This window comes from Psychrobacter sp. SCQQ22 (genome assembly GCF_015864605.1).
Classification (GTDB): Bacteria; Pseudomonadota; Gammaproteobacteria; order Pseudomonadales; family Moraxellaceae; genus Psychrobacter; species Psychrobacter fozii.
In genome coordinates, this window is sequence record NZ_JADYWZ010000008.1 from 84,180 (window position 1) to 100,922 (window position 16,743).

Consider the following 16,743-nt stretch of genomic DNA (forward strand, 5'->3'; position numbering starts at 1 on the left):
GTGATAAAACCAACTTGTCTGCTGTTATTTGCGTAAATCACGTATTTTTTGGACGTAAACTAACGTTTTAATAGGTGTAGTTTATAGGTTTTGTTAACGACTATAAGCTATAGTATAGGAAGCTGTATATTTAATAGTATACTGTGCTACCAAGTTTGTAACAGCTATACGAACATCAATTGTGCCACGTGATGGTGCTATTAATTTACCGCTCTTACTTTTACTACTTTTAAATTAGATGTATTAGAGGATATAACAATGACAACGAATGAAGAAGACAACACCCCCCGAATCTTGATTGTTGAGGATGATGAGCGTCTGGCCATGCTGACCCAAGATTACTTGGTCAAAAACGGTTTAGAAGTAGCGATTGAAACAGATGGTAATCGTGCTATTCGCCGTATCGTCAATGAGCAACCAGATTTGGTTGTACTTGATGTGATGCTTCCTGGTAGCGATGGATTAACGGTTTGTCGTGAAGTTCGCCCGCATTACCAAAATCCTATTTTGATGCTGACGGCTCGTACTGAAGATATGGATCAGGTACTAGGTCTTGAGATGGGTGCCGATGATTATGTCGCAAAACCTGCTCAGCCACGTGTCTTGCTTGCCCGTATTCGTGCATTATTACGCCGTTCAGAAAATGCACCATCAGAAGACGTGCCACAGCGCCTAGAGTTTGGTGAGTTGGTCATCGACAATGGTGGTCGTTCAGTGAATCTAGGTGATGAGCTGGTTGATTTCACCAGTGCTGAATATGACCTTTTATGGTTGCTAGCTTCTAATGCTGGTCGTATTCTATCTCGTGAAGATATTTTTGAACGTCTACGCGGTATTGAATATGATGGTCAAGATCGCTCAATTGACGTACGTATCTCACGTATTCGTCCAAAGATTGGTGATGATCCAGAAAACCCTAAACGTATTAAAACCGTACGTAGTAAAGGTTATTTATTTGTGAAAGAAGGCAACTAATTCTCGTTCCTTTGAGTAATTACTTACTATTGATAATCGTCATATAAAAAACCAGCAACTATGCTGGTTTTTTTATGGCTAAATTTGAATTTTTGAACTTAATTATAGTGTTATGTGGTTTAATTAAACAATTATTGTAGTGACTGAGACCCTGCACATGGTACAAAGTGTGCTAAGTATCAGCTCAACACAAAAAACATAATAGCTAGGATCGTTTTTACTCCATACTGTTTGATATTATTTGTTATACAGCGCTTATGTGCTGCATGATATCAGCAGTTTTTATTCATTAAGTTGGTCACGGCACGTATGTCATTAGTCTCTTCTTTAAAACACAGTATTTTTGTTCGTATCTATGCTGGACTACTCATAGTCTGTTTATGTGTGGCGTTATTTGCCCAGTTATTGATGGATACAATCAATAAAGAGCGTGTACAGTCCTATCGTGAAAATATGGCCAAGGGCGCTTTTCATCTGGTGAGCGAAGGTATTTCTCATCAGGAGAGTGAAGAGCAGCGTGAGTATTGGCTGTCTGATGCGAGTAGTTTGTTTGGCTCAAAGTTCAGTATTGTGCCTATTACTGACGTGGACTTTAATGCCAGTGAATTGCGACGTTTTGAAAATGACAACACAGTCGTACGCTATGTTACTCAACCTGTGCATGCCGATGTCTATTATCGTTTACCTGACAATAAAAATGTCCTAACGGCTAGGGTTACGCAAGTCACTGAACAGCAAGTGCGTGCAATAGCTGTGTTCTTATTAGATGATTTGTCTTATCACGTGACGCTGCCTGATAAACGTGCACGCTTGGCTCAGTTAGAAGAGAAGTTCTCCTTCCCATTGGAATTCAAAGCAGTTAATACGCTGGATTTGGATACCGATCAGATGGGTCGATTGCGCCGTGATGAGGTTGTTATCTCACTGCAGGACACCAATAGCAGTAAAAGTAATTCGGCTATCCAGATAGTAGTGCCTTCTGAAATCAATGATATGGCCATTTTGATTGGGCCAGTACCTTTATTTAACTGGTTTCCCCTCAATTTGATTATAAGTATGATTTTGATAAGCATGTTTTTAATCAGCTTGGGTGTATATGCATTGATTTTCCCGCTTGAACGCAAATTACAATTGATTCAGGTCGGTGTCAATGAAGTCAGTAAAGGTAACCTTGAAAGTCAGGTGCAAGTGATTGGGCAAGATGAAATTGCTCGTTTAGCAGCGACTTTTAATGCGATGACCTCACATATCAAACGTTTGATTGAGTCGCAGCGAGAGCTGACACGAGCAGTGTCACATGAGTTACGTACGCCTGTGGCTCGTATTCGCTTTGCTGTCGATATGCTTGCTGATACTGATGATGAAGACTCACGCTTTATGCAGCGCGACTATATCGATGAAGATATTGAATCGCTCAATGGTTTGATTGATGAGATTTTGACCTATGCTAAGCTTGAAGAAGGCTCACCAAAACTAGATTTGGAGCCAGTCAATCTTAGAGAGTTGCTTGAGCAGATTGAACGTGAGACCAATGCACTAGGTAAGCCAATCAAGATAGTGACCAAACTGCCGAACGCTAAAGTAACCGCCATTGCCGACCGACGCTATCTACATCGTGTGATTCAAAACCTTGCAGGCAATGCATTACGCTATGCAGAGACCACGATTGTCATTAGCGCAGGCGTCAAAAAAGGCAATGCGTTTGTTAGTGTTGAAGATGATGGTCATGGTATTCCAGAAGCAGATCGCGAAAAAGTATTTATTCCATTCTCACGGCTAGATGATAGTCGTACGCGTGCATCAGGTGGCTATGGTCTGGGCTTGTCTATTGTATCGCGTATTGCTTTTTGGTTTAATGGTAGTATGAAAGTCGATGAGAGCGAGCCACTTGGTGGTGCCCGATTTGTTATGACATGGCCGATTAAACCACTGACACAAATTCTGGCTGCTGACGAGTTGACGCAGGAGAAAAGTGAACGTGGTTTTGATGATAAGTGATGATAAATAGAGGCAATACACAACACTATAGCTACTTTTTAGCTAAGAATTACTGAAACATGAATTAATAAGCTATAGATTACGAATCTAATCATATTTTATGATGTAATCATGGTCAGTACTGCAGTACCAATAATGGTTTTAAAAGTAGATTTTTTGACAGTAGAGGAGGGCAAAGGATGCCGTATTTATTTGGTGGTTTGGTGGTTTTAAATGCAATAACGCTAGGGTATTACTTATTCTTACAGCAGCCTTCGACGACTCAAACGTTAAAAGCTGCGCAAGAAAGTATTACTCAACCATTAGAGTTTACCAATAGCGCCAAGTATATCCCTCCTGTCATCGGAACTAGAGACTAGTTTTTATTCATGCAAAAACTGCAATGAAGTATTTTCTAGCTCTAGTCAGGTTCAGTCTAGTCGTCTTTATTCAATAGGTTGTTATCAAAACCTGAACGCTCTTCGGTATCGGCAGCGACTGTCTTATCTCCCGCAACTTTAGAAAGCAAAGGTATACGTACACAAACCTGTAGACCACCTTCAGGATGGTTGATAGCTTCTACTGTGCCATGATGCAATCTTGCGATACGGTCTACGATAGCCAAACCTAAACCGCTACCTTGGGTGGTACGTGCGGTCTCTCCCCGTTCAAAAGGTTGCATAATACGTTCTAATTGATCCTCTGCAACGCCGTCACCACAGTCCCTTACACATATCATTAGTTGCTCTTGTGCTTCCTGATTGACAGCACTTTCACTGACCACGTCACTATCTTCATCTTCAATAGTCTCTATAAATGTCGGCATCACAGTCGCCGATAGGTAAATAGGTCCCTTACCATAACGCTTCGAATTGTTTACCAGATTTATAATGAGGCGTTTGATAGACATGGGGCGTATAGGAACAACTTTATGACACTCTGACTGATAAATAAATTCCATCGGAGCAAATTGCACCATGATTTCATTAAAAATGGTGTTCAAATTAGTCAGGCTCACTGGCTCATCAGAACCATCTTTCATAAATGAAATAAATTGCTCTAAGATGGCGTCCATATCCTCAATATCATAAATCAGTCCTTCTCGAAAAAAGTCATCTGGCAGCATTTCTGCCGTCAAACGCATACGAGTCAAAGGTGTACGCAGATCATGTGAGATGCCAGCAAGCATAATTGTGCGTTCTTTTTGTGCTTGGTTTAGCGTCGTAAATAGGCGATTGAATGCCATATTGACTTGGCGTATCTCGGTAGGACCTTTTTGCGTTGGTAGAGTAGTTGCGTGACCGAGGCGAATATAGTTGGTTGCAGCACGCTGTAAATATCGCAATGGGCGGTTTAGTTGTCGCGCCAGTAAGATAATGGTTAGCAGCGACAGAATAGGCAATCCAATGAGGAATAGTACCAACAATCCTGGACTGTACTGTGAGTAATAGACCACTGGCTCACGAATCCAAAAACTGTCGTCTCGGCTGTCTTGTACCCAAAGCTGCGGTGTTGGTTTAAATTTGAAATATACTTCAACAGGCCGACCTAACTGCGCACCGATTTCGCGTTGCAAAACATCGGTAAAGACCCCGACAAACGCCTTGTCAGACACTTCTGGAAAGTCATTCGGATTATTTACCACCACCACATGAGAATGCTGATAAATCCATCGGCGTACCTCAGGACGGTCTTTCCAGTCTTGATTGACACTGTTCATCAGCTGTAGCTCGCTCGTTAAATAGCGAGCATGGTTTTTTAGCTCTGGTAAATACAAGCTTCGCCAAAAAAACAAAATCGATAAGCCAACACTGATAAGGACAATAAAGGAGACCATCAAGGTTGTCAGCCAAGTATTGGAATAGGAGCGTGGTAGCCAACCTTTACGACGTGGTTTTGGGTGTGAGGTGGTCATATGAATCCAACATGTTGAGAGAGGTATTTTATTAAATCGACTATTGAGCTAAACCGTTATTATGCTGCTTATAGGATGAACTCTGCTTTTTATACTTGGTTATTATCAACTAGATGACGATATCGAACTTGGTCAGTATATTTATCTTGGTCATTATATACGGCTTGATACGTATACTGAGCAACTCGCATATTAGGTCGCTAGACATATCATAGAATATAGTCAAATCTATATAAATCGGCTACATCGTCATCCTCGTTAAGCATACTAATGTATAACTTGCACTCGGTTTCCTTGTATCGAAATTATTTGAATTGAACTATAGCATAATCAATGAAAGGTACCGACGTCGCTTTTACCTGATAAACCAGTCATATGACTCTCTAAAATGCGTGTGAGAATCGGGATAAGGTGACTTTGTATTTTAGCTATTCCATATGCTGAAGACAGTCAAATTACTGATTTAAAATAAAAGGTTATGAGCAATTATGTTTTACATCGATGTGCATTTAAGCTATTGTTAATAAATAATTAAATAAGCACAGTTTATGTTTTCAATAAATAAAGACTGTGATATAATTATGCCCTTTTTGGTATACCTGCGAAAGAGAGAATTCACATGGTTGTTATTCGTTTAGCACGGGGCGGTGCCAAGAAACGCCCATTTTATCAAGTAGTTGTTGCTGATCAACGCCGCGCGCGTGACGGTCGCTATATTGAAAACATCGGCTTTTTTAACCCACTCGCTAAAGATTCAGAAGAAGCAGTGCGCCTAAACATGGAAGCGTACAACGCGTGGATCGCAAAAGGTGCACAACCTTCAGATCGCGTTGCTTCATTAGTAAAAGCTTACAACAAGTCTGTAGCACCAACTGAAGCAACTGCTTAAGTTTTCGTTACTATTACTGAGATGCTGATAGCAAGATCATGAGCATACCTCAGTAGACTTTAGTAAATATAGCGTAACTGCTCTAACCAGGGTGCGCCATTAACTGTTTATTGATTTTGATTGCGTTTATCGCTTTTGATTGAAATGTAATTATAATTTCTGTTTTAATCATTGTTAGGTTAGCCGTTATGTCATCAGTTCCAAACGCTAGTGCCCTTATGAAAATTGGTCAGCTGAAAAAGCCTTATGGTATTAAAGGCTGGCTTTGGGTTTTTAGCGATACAGATGATCGTACGGCAATATTTGACATGCATCCGTGGTGGATGAAAACCGCCACAGGCATGAAACCTTTAACTGTTAAAGCTTGGCGTGAGCAAGGAACAGGAATCGTGGCTCAATTTGAGCAAGTTCCTGATCGCAATGTTGCTGAGACCATGAACGGTGTTACCGTTTGGGTCGAACAAAACGTTTTGCCTGAAACAGCTGAAGACGAATATTATTGGTCGGATTTGGTCAGCTTGCGCGTGATGAACGAGCAAGATGAATATCTAGGCAATATCACTGAAATGTTTGAAACCGGTGCCCATGACATCATGCGTGTAGCGGCAAACTCAGACAGTTTGGATAATGAAGAACGCCTAATTCCATGGCATAAGCAAACGGTAATGAAGGTCAATATGACTGAAAAAACAGTGCTTGTGTCTTGGCCAAGTGATTATTGATATCCGCTTTAACGATATAAGTTTCGGCTTTATTGTTAAGTGTCATCGATAATTATACCGATTCATTTAACCCTTATTAACCACTACGCCAAGTAGACATCAGATGTATTTTGCCGTTATTAGTATTTTTCCTGAGATGTTTGCCACGATTCGTGATTTTGGTATCACGGGGCGGGCAGTTACTCAGGAGCAAGTGACGATAGAATGCATTAATCCACGTGATTATACCACTGATAACTATCGCCGTATTGATGAACGCCCGTATGGTGGCGGTCCTGGAATGCTGATGATGGCTGAGCCATTGTCAAAAGCCATTGAGGATGCGCGCTTACGAGCCAGTCAACATGGCTGCCGTGTCGATAGTGAGCACTGTCCGGTGATTTATATGTCGCCACAAGGGCAGACGCTCAGTGAGAGTAGTGTGGTCAGCATGACTGATTACGATGGCATGATTTTATTATGCGGTCGTTATGAAGGTATTGATGAGCGCTTACTGTCGCAATATGTCGATATGGAAGTATCACTAGGTGATTATGTCTTGACTGGTGGTGAGCTACCAGCAATGGTGCTAATGGATAGTGTGATACGTCGTCTACCTGACATTATGGGTGATGATAAGTCAGCTGAGCAAGACTCCTTCGTTGATGGATTGCTTGATTGTCCACATTATACTAAGCCACATGATTTTGCTGGTATGGCGGTGCCTGAGGTTTTACTGTCAGGTCACCATGCCAATATCGCTAAGTGGCGCTTTGGTCAGCAAGTCAGTCGCACGCAAGCGCGTCGTCCAGACTTGTGGCAAGCGTTCACACCAACGGTAGAGCAAGCAAAGTGGTTGAAAGCATTGGCAAAAGCAGAAAAAAATAAGACTTTATAAGGTTAGAATTGATAAAAAACTGTCTTATAAAGCACGGATTCGATAAACAGTTAAGAAATAAAATTTTGAGCAATAATAAAACAGGTCATAGCATAGTGGCCGTTGGTTATAAACCATTTACGTTGTGTCTCACCATAAAGAGACGCAATTAATTATTACAAACAGGTGATATGCGTTAAGCCTCTATTATCTAATGTGAGGAGATAACTCTCATGAGCAACAAGCATCCATTAGTTCAGGTCATCGAAAATGCTCAATTGATTGAGCGCCCAAGCTTTGCACCCGGCGATACCGTTGTGGTTCAAGTAAAAGTACGTGAAGGTGAGCGTGAGCGTTTACAGGCTTTTGAAGGCATTGTAATTGCTAAGCGTAACCGCGGTCTAAACTCAGCGTTTACCGTACGTAAAATCTCAAGCGGTGTTGGTGTTGAGCGTGCATTCCAATTGCATTCACCAATCATTGAAAGCATTGAAGTTAAACGCCGTGGTGCTGTTCGCCGTGCGAAATTGTACTACTTACGTGAGCGTTCTGGTAAATCAGCACGTATCCGCGAAAAACTTGCTCCGCGTGCAGCTGCTCCAAAGAAAGCTGCTGCTAAAGCATAAGTTTAAGCAACTGCTTAAACTTGCTACGGTTGCTGAGCTGCTAATGAAGTGGCAAGGCAACTATGCAAAAGTAGATACAAGCCCTTATTCATAGGTTTATCATATAAATAAGCGGGCCATACCAAAAAAGACAGAACCCCAATCTATGCGAAAGCTAGGTTGGGGTTTTTGTATGTGGGTTTTAAATGTGAGTTGAGAATGACATGTTTAGTACGCTCTAATCTTCGTCATCAAAATTATCTATACGGCTACTTTGGTCTTTAGATTTACTGTACTTACGCAGTCGGATATATATCGTCTTTGTGACGACCGCAATAACTTTTTGCTGCTCATCGACTATATCGACTTTATATTCGCGAAAGACCGCATCACCATCTTTCGCCATTTCTTGAATGGTAATAATTTCGGAGCTGGCAATCTTCATGCGTGCGGTAACTTTGCTATAACCCGGCGCGATAAAGTCAATATTTGAGCTTTTGTCCCACACAACATAGCTACTACCGAGTTGGTGCATGAGCATGATCATATAAAATGGATCAACCATTGAATACAAACTGCCACCAAACTGAGTACCGACGATATTTTTGTTCAAAGCATTGAGTCCCATACTGACGACGCACAGACCTTGATCCAGACTTATATGATCGATTTTGATGCCTGCACCGACATAAGGTGCGTAGGTGTTGATGCGCAGCTTAAGTAAATGTGGTGTCAGTAATGGCATGATACTTTGTTTAGCCCGACGTTTTAAGGTCTCAAAATTGGATGGTAGTAAACGCATGAACTTATCCTGTTATTGCTTCTAAGTTTTTCTATTTATTTTGATATAGCTGATTATCTGAAAGGTATCTGTATTGAGCATAATCATTAGGGGGTATTTATCATAAGTAAAAAACACCAAGACCGCTAGCCTTAAAGCGTAACTGACATGGATTTTCTATAGTTACTTAAAAGGTATAATAAACTATTTATTATACCTATCTTTAATATTTAGTTATGTGATAACAAATGTCTAGATACAGATAATTATTAAGAAAAAGGTCATTTATTCTAATTTACAGCTTATATTAGGTGTGGTTTTTCCTTATGGTTTTCTATTAAGTTTAATTTTGCACTAAATAGAAACTTTAATTTATAGATTATAATAGTGTGTCGGCTTTTTGAGTGGTTCTAAGTTCGCATTTCGAGTTCTCATGTCATACAATGGCTTGCAATTTTTAATGGACGCTTTAGTCACATTAAATGTCACTATCAAATTATCAGTTAAATTAAGCCTCAGACGACACAAGGAAATGTGATGAGTAACTCTCAGATCCCTTCTTCAGGGTCTAATCAACAGCCGTCAAACCCATCCGATTACGACACAGAGTTATCAGGTAGCTATGTCGATTTGCACAAACCAAGTTCGAGTTTTGAGAGTCGTGATGATTATCTCAATCATGAATTGCAAATCATGCAGCCCAAACGCTGGCGTCCCAATTTGCCCTTTCGTGATTATCGCTTTGAGTATGAAGATACTATTCCTGCAATGGCAGCGACGATTGGTAAAGTGGTTATGGTGGGTGCGATTGCTGCAACATTTGCAGGTCCACTTGGTTTGGGCGATGCGTTTGTTTTAGAAAACGTTCGTTATGAGCTATTAATCGTTTCATTCTTTATCATCTTATTTTCAGGATTTCTACTCCCGACAGCCAACCTTGCAGGTACTCACGGTCCCCTTATTCCCCTAATTCCTATTGTAGTGGCCGCTGGTGGCCATCCAATGGCATTTGGTCTGCTCATTGGTGCTTTTGGCTTGCTATTGGCAATCAGTAAAGGGGGCAGTCTGCTGGCAAATCTGACTAGTAAAGGTGTGTGCGGTGGCCTGTTGATTTACTTAGGGTTTATCGGTACTACCTCACAGGTCAAAAACCTCTTTGCATGGGCAGAAGGTATCGGCATGTCGCATATTGCCTTCTTCATTATTTTGGCCACTATCCTGCTATATGCATTACTTGAGCACTGGCAAAAACGCTGGCTTGCGGTTCCGCTAAGCTGTGTACTAGGTGGCGGACTTGCATTTGCATTGGGTGCGCCCTTTGAGTTCAAAACTGCACCAGGCTTGCCGAATATGAACCCGATGTATTGGTGGGGTGAAAATACCGGTTGGATGCTAGGATTACCGACGGTTGAAAGCTTTATTGTCGTACTGCCATTTGCTATTTTGGCCGTTGCGATGTGGTCACCAGATTTTTTAGGTCATCAGGTGTTCCAAAAAATCAGCTATCCTAAACGTACTGAAAAAGTGCTTATGGATATCGATGACACCATGACTAGTGCATCGTTTCGTCAGGTCGTCGGCTCTGTATTGGGCGGTGCTAACTTTGCATCATCGTGGGGCACGTATATTGTCCCAGCAGCGATTGCCAAACGTCCGATTCCTGCCGGTGCCTTATTGACAGCATTGTTCTGTATTATCGCAGGTGTTTGGGGCTATCCAATGGATTTGGCTATTTGGCAGCCAGTGATGTGTGTGGCATTGATCGTTGGGGTGTTCATTCCACTGCTTGAAGCTGGCATGGAGATGACGCGTGAAGGTAAAACTACGCAATCTGCTGCTATCGTGGTATTCGCGTCTGCACTGGTGAATCCGGCATTTGGTTGGTCACTTACGTTATTACTTGATAACTTGGGCTTGATTGGCTCTAAAGAACGTAGCGCCAATTTGACTAAAATGAGCCGCTGGATCATACCAGGTATTATGTTTGTGGTACTGACAGGCGTGATGGCTATCGTTGGTATGCTGCCAGGCATTCCAGCATTGATGGCAAACTTCCGTCATTAGTAGTGTGTTGCTGAATAAACGATCATAGAACAAACTAAGTCAGCGAAAGCTGGCTTTTTTATGGGTGAAGCTATGATAATAATTGGCTTGTAAAATAATGACTCCCGCCCCATAACTAGCTATATATCAGTATCTTGAGAGCAGTAAATTCTATGGTTAATGTCTCAGAATCGAGCCCTATCGATGATAAAAAAGCCCGTCTTAAGCATTTAATTCAGCGCCTACCAAATTTACCAGGCGTGTATAAAATGCTGGGTAAAAATGGTGATATCTTATACGTGGGTAAGGCTAAATCACTTAAAAGCCGCGTAAACAGCTACTTCGCAAAGACAATCGATCATCCAAAGACACGAGCGTTAGTGGCGCGTATCCATGATATCGAAACCATTATCACGCGTAGTGAGACTGAAGCCCTGCTGCTTGAGCAAAACCTGATTAAAGAATATCGTCCTCCTTATAACGTGCTGCTACGGGATGATAAATCTTATCTCTATGTGTTTATCTCAGCCGACAAGCCTTATCCGAGACTGGCGTACGGTCGCGGCAAAGGCAATCATCAAAAAGGTCGATTCTTTGGACCGTTTCCCTCTGCGCATGCGGCAAAAGAGACACTGGTGCTGATGCAAAAAATGTTTCAAATGCGCCAATGTACCAATACTTTCTTCAATCAACGTAAGCACCCATGTCTTGAGTATCAAATCAAACGCTGCCGTGCACCCTGTGTGGGCTTGGTGTCAGCAGAAGAATATGCAGAGGACGTCAACAATACCATTCGTTTTTTAAAGGGTGACTCTAGTGATATTCATACCACGCTGATTGAAAAAATGGAAGCATCAGCTGAAGAGTTAGATTTTGAGAAAGCAGTATTTTATCGCGATCAGCTTTCTATGCTGCGTGAAGTGCAGGCCAAGCAAGCTGTCTATACCGTACAAGGTGAGGCTGATGTGATTGCCATTGCCAGTCAGGCAGGCATGACGTGTGTCAACGTGCTGACCGTACGTGGCGGGCGTGTGCTAGGTGGTAAGAACTATTTCCCGGATGTCGATAGCAGCGAATCGCTTGCGGATAATTTATCTGCTTTTATTACTTCTTTCTATTTTCAGGTGACGGATGATTTGCCTGCAGAAATTATGCTAACTCATGAGCTACCCGATCAAGTGGCAGTGAGTGAGGCATTGGCGACGCATTTTGGTAGCAAAGTCGTTATCAAAACCAATGTACGTGAACATCGTGCAGAGTGGCTAGATTTGGCAAAACTGAACACCAATAACGCGCTAAAAACCAAGCTGGGCGATTATTTAGAATTGCATGCACGCTTTGGTGCATTAAAAGATGTATTGGCGGATGTCACCGATCGAACCATTGATCGGGTTGAGTGTTTTGATATCTCACATACGATGGGTGAAGCGACCATTGGTAGTTGTGTGGTATTCGACCAGGGTGGCTCGCGTCGCCGTGATTATCGTCAGTATGCTATCCATGACATCGTAGGTGGTGATGACTATGCGGCGATGAAGCAAGTGTTGACACGGCGTTATAAGAAGCAGCCGTTGCCTGATTTACTACTGATTGATGGTGGTAAAGGTCAGCTTGGTATTGCCAAAGAAGTATTAACTGAATTGGGTATTCTGGGTGACACTTTGCTCATTAGTGTGGCAAAAGGGGAAGGGCGCAAGGCTGGGCTTGAAGTATTGCATTTTATTGACCATGAGCCGCTAGATCTACCGATGGATAGTAAAGCGCTGCATTTATTGATGCATATTCGTGATGAGGCGCATCGTTTTGCGATTACGGCGCACCGTAAAAAACGTGACAAGCGCCGTTCATCGTCAGTACTAGAAGTCATACCGGGGCTGGGCGAAAAGCGCCGCCGTGACCTGCTGAATCACTTTGGTGGTATGCAGCAACTGCTTGGCGCATCGCAACAAGAGCTGTCAGGCGTGCAAGGTATTGGACCAGTACTTGCGAAAACCGTTTACAAGGTTTTGCATGAGTAGCTGTATATATTAAAAAAAACGATAACAGAACCAAATCTGTTGTCGTTTTAACGTTAGTAGTGTTTAGCAGATTAAAATCTTTAATCGCTAAAAATCAAAACTTAGCTGCTGGTTTGGATAGCTGCGGCAGTGCTCGCAAACGCGTTCCCAACGATTAAATCGATAGCGTAAATACCAACGAACATGCACAGCTTTAGGATAACCGCATTGAATAGCCATTAGTGACCTCCACAATTATGATTAGGAATTCACAACCATGGAGACTAGACATAGACACTTATTAGCATTTACTATAAAATATATAAACCGTCCAAGGTAAATAAACTTTATTAGTATGCTAATAGCGGAGTCTAGCTCCATAGTTGTCTTATCTAAAAGTTTTTTAAGCTCAATGATTAATTTCATTGAGCTTTTTTAATTTTGCATATTTGGTTTCTCCTCTTAAGTTATATCTTATTAAAGTTGAATGGAAAACCAACCAACGTTAGGCTTTTACTTTATAAGTCACAAATTTAAAATCTAACGCACTCTTCTCATCATGCATCTGCTCAGACGCTTCTGCCACTTCAAATTCACTTGGCAATTCAGGGTAGAATGCATCACCATCGGTAATTTCGGTGTCTACATGGGTCAGTTCAATACGGTCGGTATACATCAATGCATCGCTAAAAACGCGCTCGCCGCCAATGACCCAAATAGTATCTAGATGCGCGCCATGTGCCAGACTGGCTGCTTGTGTTAAAGCATCGTCTAGGTTGTGTACTACGTATGCATTGTCCTTTCCAACGAGGCCTTTTTGCTCAGAATAATCCAATTGGCTGCTGATGATGAAGCTAACGCGCTTTGGCAAAGGCTTACTGCCCATCGATTCAAACGTCTTACGACCCATAATGACGATGCCTTGTATCCCGCCATCCGTTTGTTTGGTCGTCATCTTTTTGAAGTGCTGCAAGTCTGCTGAGATATGCCACGGCAGCTCATTATCTTTACCGATACAGCGGTTACTACTGATGGCTGCGATTTGGGCAACTTCGGTGTGGGCATAACTCATAATCTATCCTTTTTATTATCTTTTACAATTTTAAGCTTATTTAAATCAGTTAATCAGACCAATGCTATACCGCAACTTTCGCTTTGATAGCGGGATGCGATTCGTATCCTTCAATGCTAATGTCTTCGTAATTGAAGGCAAAAATATCACTAACATCAGGGTTAAGCGTCAACGTTGGCAGTGTATATAGCGAACGCGTCAACTGTAATTCAACTTGCTCACGGTGATTTTGGTAAATATGGCAATCCCCACCTGTCCAGATGAATTCGCCCACTTCTAGACCGCAAATTTGCGCGACCATGTGGGTAAGCAGGGCGTAGCTGGCAATGTTAAACGGCACACCTAGAAATAAATCTGCTGAACGCTGATAGAGCTGGCATGACAGTTTATTGTCCGCGACAAAGAATTGAAACATGGTATGACAAGGCGGTAAGGCGACTTGATCTGCTTCTCCAGGGTTCCAACCAGACACGATTAAGCGACGTGAGTTAGGATTGGTCTTTATTTGCTCGATAACTTGGGTGATTTGATCGACACCATCAGCATGGTAATGGCCGTCTTCATCTTTGGTTGCACCATAATTGCGCCATTGATGACCATAGACAGGACCCAAATCGCCAGCAGGTCGATTAAAGCGCGCCGTCTGCTCTGCAGTAGCCCATTCATTCCAAATTCGTACGCCATTGGCTTGCAAATAATCAACGTGAGTACTACCACTTAAAAACCAAAACAGCTCATAGGCGATGGATTTAAAATGGACTTTTTTGGTGGTCAATAGCGGAAAGCCTGACGCTAAGTCAAAACGTAGTTGTGCGCCAAAGTGACTGAGCGTACCAGTGCCAGTACGATCGCCTTTTTCAGTACCTGTGGTTAAAACGTGTTTGAGCAAGTCTAAATAGCCCTGCTCGTTATTGCTGTTAATCATAAAAATGCTCGTCGGTATTGTTTAGTACACTGATTGGTATATAGCTTAATAAGCAGCTTGCTTACCCCAGTCATAGATGCCGCGTTTGTAGGCATAGATTAATAGGATAAAGCCAATGATTATCATCGGTGCGCTTAGCATTTGCCCTTTGGTCATCCAACCTAACAGGATAAATCCTTGGTCGACGTCTGGCTGACGGAAGAACTCGATGATGAAACGACTAACGCCATAACCCAACATGAAAATACCGGTCGCTGCCATACGGGGACGTGGTTTTGATGAATACCACCATAAGAATAAGAACAGCAATAGACCTTCAGCAAGTGCTTCATACAACTGTGAAGGATGACGCGGCAGCAGATACTGACCATTGACTTCAGTCATCAGCTCTTGGAGTTCAGGATTGATCTGTAATTGTTGCATATCAGCAGCAGCAGCTTGCGGGAAATACGTCAACCAATTATAGCCGCCGTCAGAGACACGGCCCCATAGCTCACCATTGATGTAGTTACCAATGCGGCCAAACAATAAACCTGTTGGTACGCATGGCACGACGAAATCCAGTACTTGGAATGGTGTCTTTTTATACTTGCGAGCGAAATATAGCATGCCAAGCATGACACCGATCAAGCCACCATGGAATGACATGCCGCCTTCCCAGACTTTGAAAAGATAGGCAGGATTTTGTAGCAATTCACCGAACTGATAAAACAAGACGTAGCCAACACGGCCGCCTAAAATGACGCCAAGTGCACCAAAGAATACTAAGTCGGACACCATGTCGGTGGTCCAGTTGTCGCGTTTGGTGCTGCGATACCAAGCTAGACCGTAAGCGGCAGCAAATGCCAGCAAATACATCAGCCCATACCAATGGACTTCAACAGGCCCAATGGCTAATGCTACAGGATCGTACTGAGGATGAATCATCATAAGGGCATCATAATATTGGTAATAAAGTGCTGACTATAATAGCAAATTTCATTCGTCGAGCATACACAATTGCTATGATGCCAATCAGTTAGCATTGAGAAGTTGAACGGTCGATACAGTGCAGAATACATAGGGTAGGAAGCAGGTAAGATGCTGAATAAAACAGGACAAACAGCTGTAATCGTGAAAAGGTTTCGTGATGACATGTCGAACAAGCACCAATCTTGGTAGCTAGCAGCTCAGGATGAAAACGCCATTTTTAGCATTATCGAGCGTTCACTACCAAGTTGTATTATTACATCTATTATTAAAAGAAATTAGATAGCGACTAGATCTTGTACTTTGTTTTCGACCATTGTGTCACCTGCGCCTTGTGACACTACTTTGCCGCGTGATAGCACGGTGTAATTGTCAGCCAGCTCTTCTGCGAACTCATAAAACTGCTCAACCAGCACAATGGCCATATCGCCTTTGTCCGCTAAGTCACGTAGAACTCGGCCAATATCTTTAATAATAGACGGTTGGATACCTTCAGTTGGCTCGTCTAAAATTAACACAGTCGGCTCGGAGGCTAAGGCGCGTGCAATGGCAAGTTGCTGCTGCTGACCACCAGATAAATCACCACCACGCCGATGTTTCATCTCATCGAGTACGGGGAAAATATCGTATAAATGTTTGGGTACGTGTTTTGCCTTGCTACGTGAGAATTTGGCCATACCAATCAAGATATTTTCTTCTACGGTCAGTGTCGAAAAGATATCACGACCTTGAGGCACATAAGCCAAACCTGATCGTACTCGCTGCTCGGATGACATCTTACTGATGTCTTTATCATTGAGCAAAATCTCTCCTGATTTAATCGGTAATATCCCCATCAGGCATTTAAGTAGCGTAGTTTTGCCCACGCCGTTACGTCCAAGTACCACGCTGCATTCGCCGATAGGTGCTGTAAGCGAGACGTCTCGTAAAATATGGCTGCCGCCGTAATATTGATTGATATCGTTAACTTGTAACATGGCTGTCTCCTAACTTCTAAATTACTTTCTAATATCTGCA

The 16,743-nt window shown here is 42.4% G+C and carries 16 protein-coding genes; 9 read left to right on the top strand and 7 right to left on the bottom strand.

Features of this window, described 5'->3' with window-relative positions:
* Positions 1-258: 258 nt before the first annotated feature.
* From I6E84_RS11240 to I6E84_RS11250, 3 genes are all read left to right on the top strand, one after another.
* Positions 259-975 (top strand): response regulator, encoded by a 717-nt coding sequence (locus I6E84_RS11240; protein WP_021812806.1) that lies wholly within the window; start codon positions 259-261, stop codon positions 973-975.
* A gap of 309 nt (positions 976-1,284) precedes the next feature.
* The gene (locus tag I6E84_RS11245; RefSeq protein WP_197218062.1) at positions 1,285-2,973 is read left to right on the top strand and encodes an ATP-binding protein; all 1,689 of its coding nucleotides are present in this window, start codon (positions 1,285-1,287) and stop codon (positions 2,971-2,973) included.
* A gap of 179 nt (positions 2,974-3,152) precedes the next feature.
* Complete coding sequence (locus I6E84_RS11250) at positions 3,153-3,332, top strand: hypothetical protein (RefSeq protein ID WP_110923624.1); 180 nt, start codon at positions 3,153-3,155, stop codon at positions 3,330-3,332.
* Positions 3,333-3,388: 56 nt separating this feature from the next.
* Here I6E84_RS11250 and I6E84_RS11255 read toward each other — a convergent pair whose 3' ends face one another.
* Positions 3,389-4,867: an ATP-binding protein gene (locus I6E84_RS11255; RefSeq protein ID WP_197218063.1), complete on the bottom strand. Its 1,479-nt coding sequence runs from the start codon at positions 4,865-4,867 to the stop codon at positions 3,389-3,391.
* A gap of 619 nt (positions 4,868-5,486) precedes the next feature.
* On the opposite strand from I6E84_RS11255, the gene rpsP reads away from it, so the two are divergent.
* The 4 genes from rpsP to rplS all read left to right on the top strand — a co-directional run bounded on the left by rpsP (position 5,487) and on the right by rplS (position 7,960).
* Positions 5,487-5,756, top strand: coding sequence for a 30S ribosomal protein S16 (gene rpsP, locus I6E84_RS11260; protein ID WP_197101989.1), 270 nt, complete (start codon positions 5,487-5,489; stop codon positions 5,754-5,756).
* A 188-nt stretch (positions 5,757-5,944) separates the two neighbouring features.
* Complete coding sequence (rimM, locus tag I6E84_RS11265) at positions 5,945-6,478, top strand: ribosome maturation factor RimM (RefSeq protein WP_197101991.1); 534 nt, start codon at positions 5,945-5,947, stop codon at positions 6,476-6,478.
* A gap of 103 nt (positions 6,479-6,581) precedes the next feature.
* Entirely contained in the window at positions 6,582-7,355 is a 774-nt protein-coding gene (gene trmD / locus I6E84_RS11270; protein WP_197218064.1) for a tRNA (guanosine(37)-N1)-methyltransferase TrmD, read from the top strand.
* A 212-nt stretch (positions 7,356-7,567) separates the two neighbouring features.
* Positions 7,568-7,960, top strand: a complete 393-nt coding sequence (rplS, locus tag I6E84_RS11275) for a 50S ribosomal protein L19 (protein ID WP_110923619.1) — start codon at positions 7,568-7,570, stop codon at positions 7,958-7,960.
* A 217-nt stretch (positions 7,961-8,177) separates the two neighbouring features.
* Here rplS and I6E84_RS11280 read toward each other — a convergent pair whose 3' ends face one another.
* Positions 8,178-8,741, bottom strand: a complete 564-nt coding sequence (locus tag I6E84_RS11280; RefSeq protein WP_197218066.1) for a DUF4442 domain-containing protein — start codon at positions 8,739-8,741, stop codon at positions 8,178-8,180.
* Positions 8,742-9,257: 516 nt separating this feature from the next.
* On the opposite strand from I6E84_RS11280, the gene I6E84_RS11285 reads away from it, so the two are divergent.
* Together I6E84_RS11285 and uvrC are read left to right on the top strand one after the other, a co-directional pair.
* Positions 9,258-10,784, top strand: coding sequence for a DUF3360 family protein (locus I6E84_RS11285; protein WP_110923617.1), 1,527 nt, complete (start codon positions 9,258-9,260; stop codon positions 10,782-10,784).
* A 152-nt stretch (positions 10,785-10,936) separates the two neighbouring features.
* Entirely contained in the window at positions 10,937-12,781 is a 1,845-nt protein-coding gene (gene uvrC / locus I6E84_RS11290) for an excinuclease ABC subunit UvrC (protein WP_197218067.1), read from the top strand.
* Positions 12,782-12,868: 87 nt separating this feature from the next.
* Here the strand turns inward: uvrC and I6E84_RS14220 are convergent, their stop codons facing one another.
* The 5 genes from I6E84_RS14220 to urtE form a co-directional block, all read right to left on the bottom strand.
* Positions 12,869-13,000 carry a hypothetical protein gene (locus I6E84_RS14220; RefSeq protein WP_265090868.1) on the bottom strand — a complete coding sequence of 44 codons (132 nt, stop codon included), beginning with the start codon at positions 12,998-13,000 and terminating at the stop codon, positions 12,869-12,871.
* A gap of 265 nt (positions 13,001-13,265) precedes the next feature.
* Complete coding sequence (locus I6E84_RS11295; protein ID WP_197218068.1) at positions 13,266-13,832, bottom strand: dihydrofolate reductase; 567 nt, start codon at positions 13,830-13,832, stop codon at positions 13,266-13,268.
* A 64-nt stretch (positions 13,833-13,896) separates the two neighbouring features.
* Complete coding sequence (locus I6E84_RS11300) at positions 13,897-14,757, bottom strand: thymidylate synthase (RefSeq protein WP_197218069.1); 861 nt, start codon at positions 14,755-14,757, stop codon at positions 13,897-13,899.
* 45 nt (positions 14,758-14,802) lie between these two features.
* The gene (gene lgt / locus I6E84_RS11305) at positions 14,803-15,687 is read right to left on the bottom strand and encodes a prolipoprotein diacylglyceryl transferase (protein WP_197218070.1); all 885 of its coding nucleotides are present in this window, start codon (positions 15,685-15,687) and stop codon (positions 14,803-14,805) included.
* A 317-nt stretch (positions 15,688-16,004) separates the two neighbouring features.
* The gene (urtE, locus tag I6E84_RS11310; RefSeq protein WP_197218071.1) at positions 16,005-16,703 is read right to left on the bottom strand and encodes an urea ABC transporter ATP-binding subunit UrtE; all 699 of its coding nucleotides are present in this window, start codon (positions 16,701-16,703) and stop codon (positions 16,005-16,007) included.
* Positions 16,704-16,743: the final 40 nt, after the last annotated feature.

Excerpts from the sequence above, each read along its gene's own strand:
- uvrC (WP_197218067.1), top strand. The coding sequence starts at position 10,937 with ATGGTTAATGTCTCAGAATCGAGCCCTATCGATGATAAAAAAGCCCGT.
- I6E84_RS11240 (WP_021812806.1), top strand. The coding sequence starts at position 259 with ATGACAACGAATGAAGAAGACAACACCCCCCGAATCTTGATTGTTGAG.
- rplS (WP_110923619.1), top strand. The coding sequence starts at position 7,568 with ATGAGCAACAAGCATCCATTAGTTCAGGTCATCGAAAATGCTCAATTG.
- I6E84_RS11255 (WP_197218063.1), bottom strand. The coding sequence starts at position 4,867 with ATGACCACCTCACACCCAAAACCACGTCGTAAAGGTTGGCTACCACGC.
- lgt (WP_197218070.1), bottom strand. The coding sequence starts at position 15,687 with ATGATGATTCATCCTCAGTACGATCCTGTAGCATTAGCCATTGGGCCT.
- I6E84_RS14220 (WP_265090868.1), bottom strand. The coding sequence starts at position 13,000 with ATGGCTATTCAATGCGGTTATCCTAAAGCTGTGCATGTTCGTTGGTAT.
- I6E84_RS11300 (WP_197218069.1), bottom strand. The coding sequence starts at position 14,757 with ATGATTAACAGCAATAACGAGCAGGGCTATTTAGACTTGCTCAAACAC.
- trmD (WP_197218064.1), top strand. The coding sequence starts at position 6,582 with ATGTATTTTGCCGTTATTAGTATTTTTCCTGAGATGTTTGCCACGATT.
- I6E84_RS11295 (WP_197218068.1), bottom strand. The coding sequence starts at position 13,832 with ATGAGTTATGCCCACACCGAAGTTGCCCAAATCGCAGCCATCAGTAGT.
- I6E84_RS11245 (WP_197218062.1), top strand. The coding sequence starts at position 1,285 with ATGTCATTAGTCTCTTCTTTAAAACACAGTATTTTTGTTCGTATCTAT.
- I6E84_RS11250 (WP_110923624.1), top strand. The coding sequence starts at position 3,153 with ATGCCGTATTTATTTGGTGGTTTGGTGGTTTTAAATGCAATAACGCTA.
- I6E84_RS11285 (WP_110923617.1), top strand. The coding sequence starts at position 9,258 with ATGAGTAACTCTCAGATCCCTTCTTCAGGGTCTAATCAACAGCCGTCA.
- rimM (WP_197101991.1), top strand. The coding sequence starts at position 5,945 with ATGTCATCAGTTCCAAACGCTAGTGCCCTTATGAAAATTGGTCAGCTG.
- urtE (WP_197218071.1), bottom strand. The coding sequence starts at position 16,703 with ATGTTACAAGTTAACGATATCAATCAATATTACGGCGGCAGCCATATT.
- I6E84_RS11280 (WP_197218066.1), bottom strand. The coding sequence starts at position 8,741 with ATGCGTTTACTACCATCCAATTTTGAGACCTTAAAACGTCGGGCTAAA.
- rpsP (WP_197101989.1), top strand. The coding sequence starts at position 5,487 with ATGGTTGTTATTCGTTTAGCACGGGGCGGTGCCAAGAAACGCCCATTT.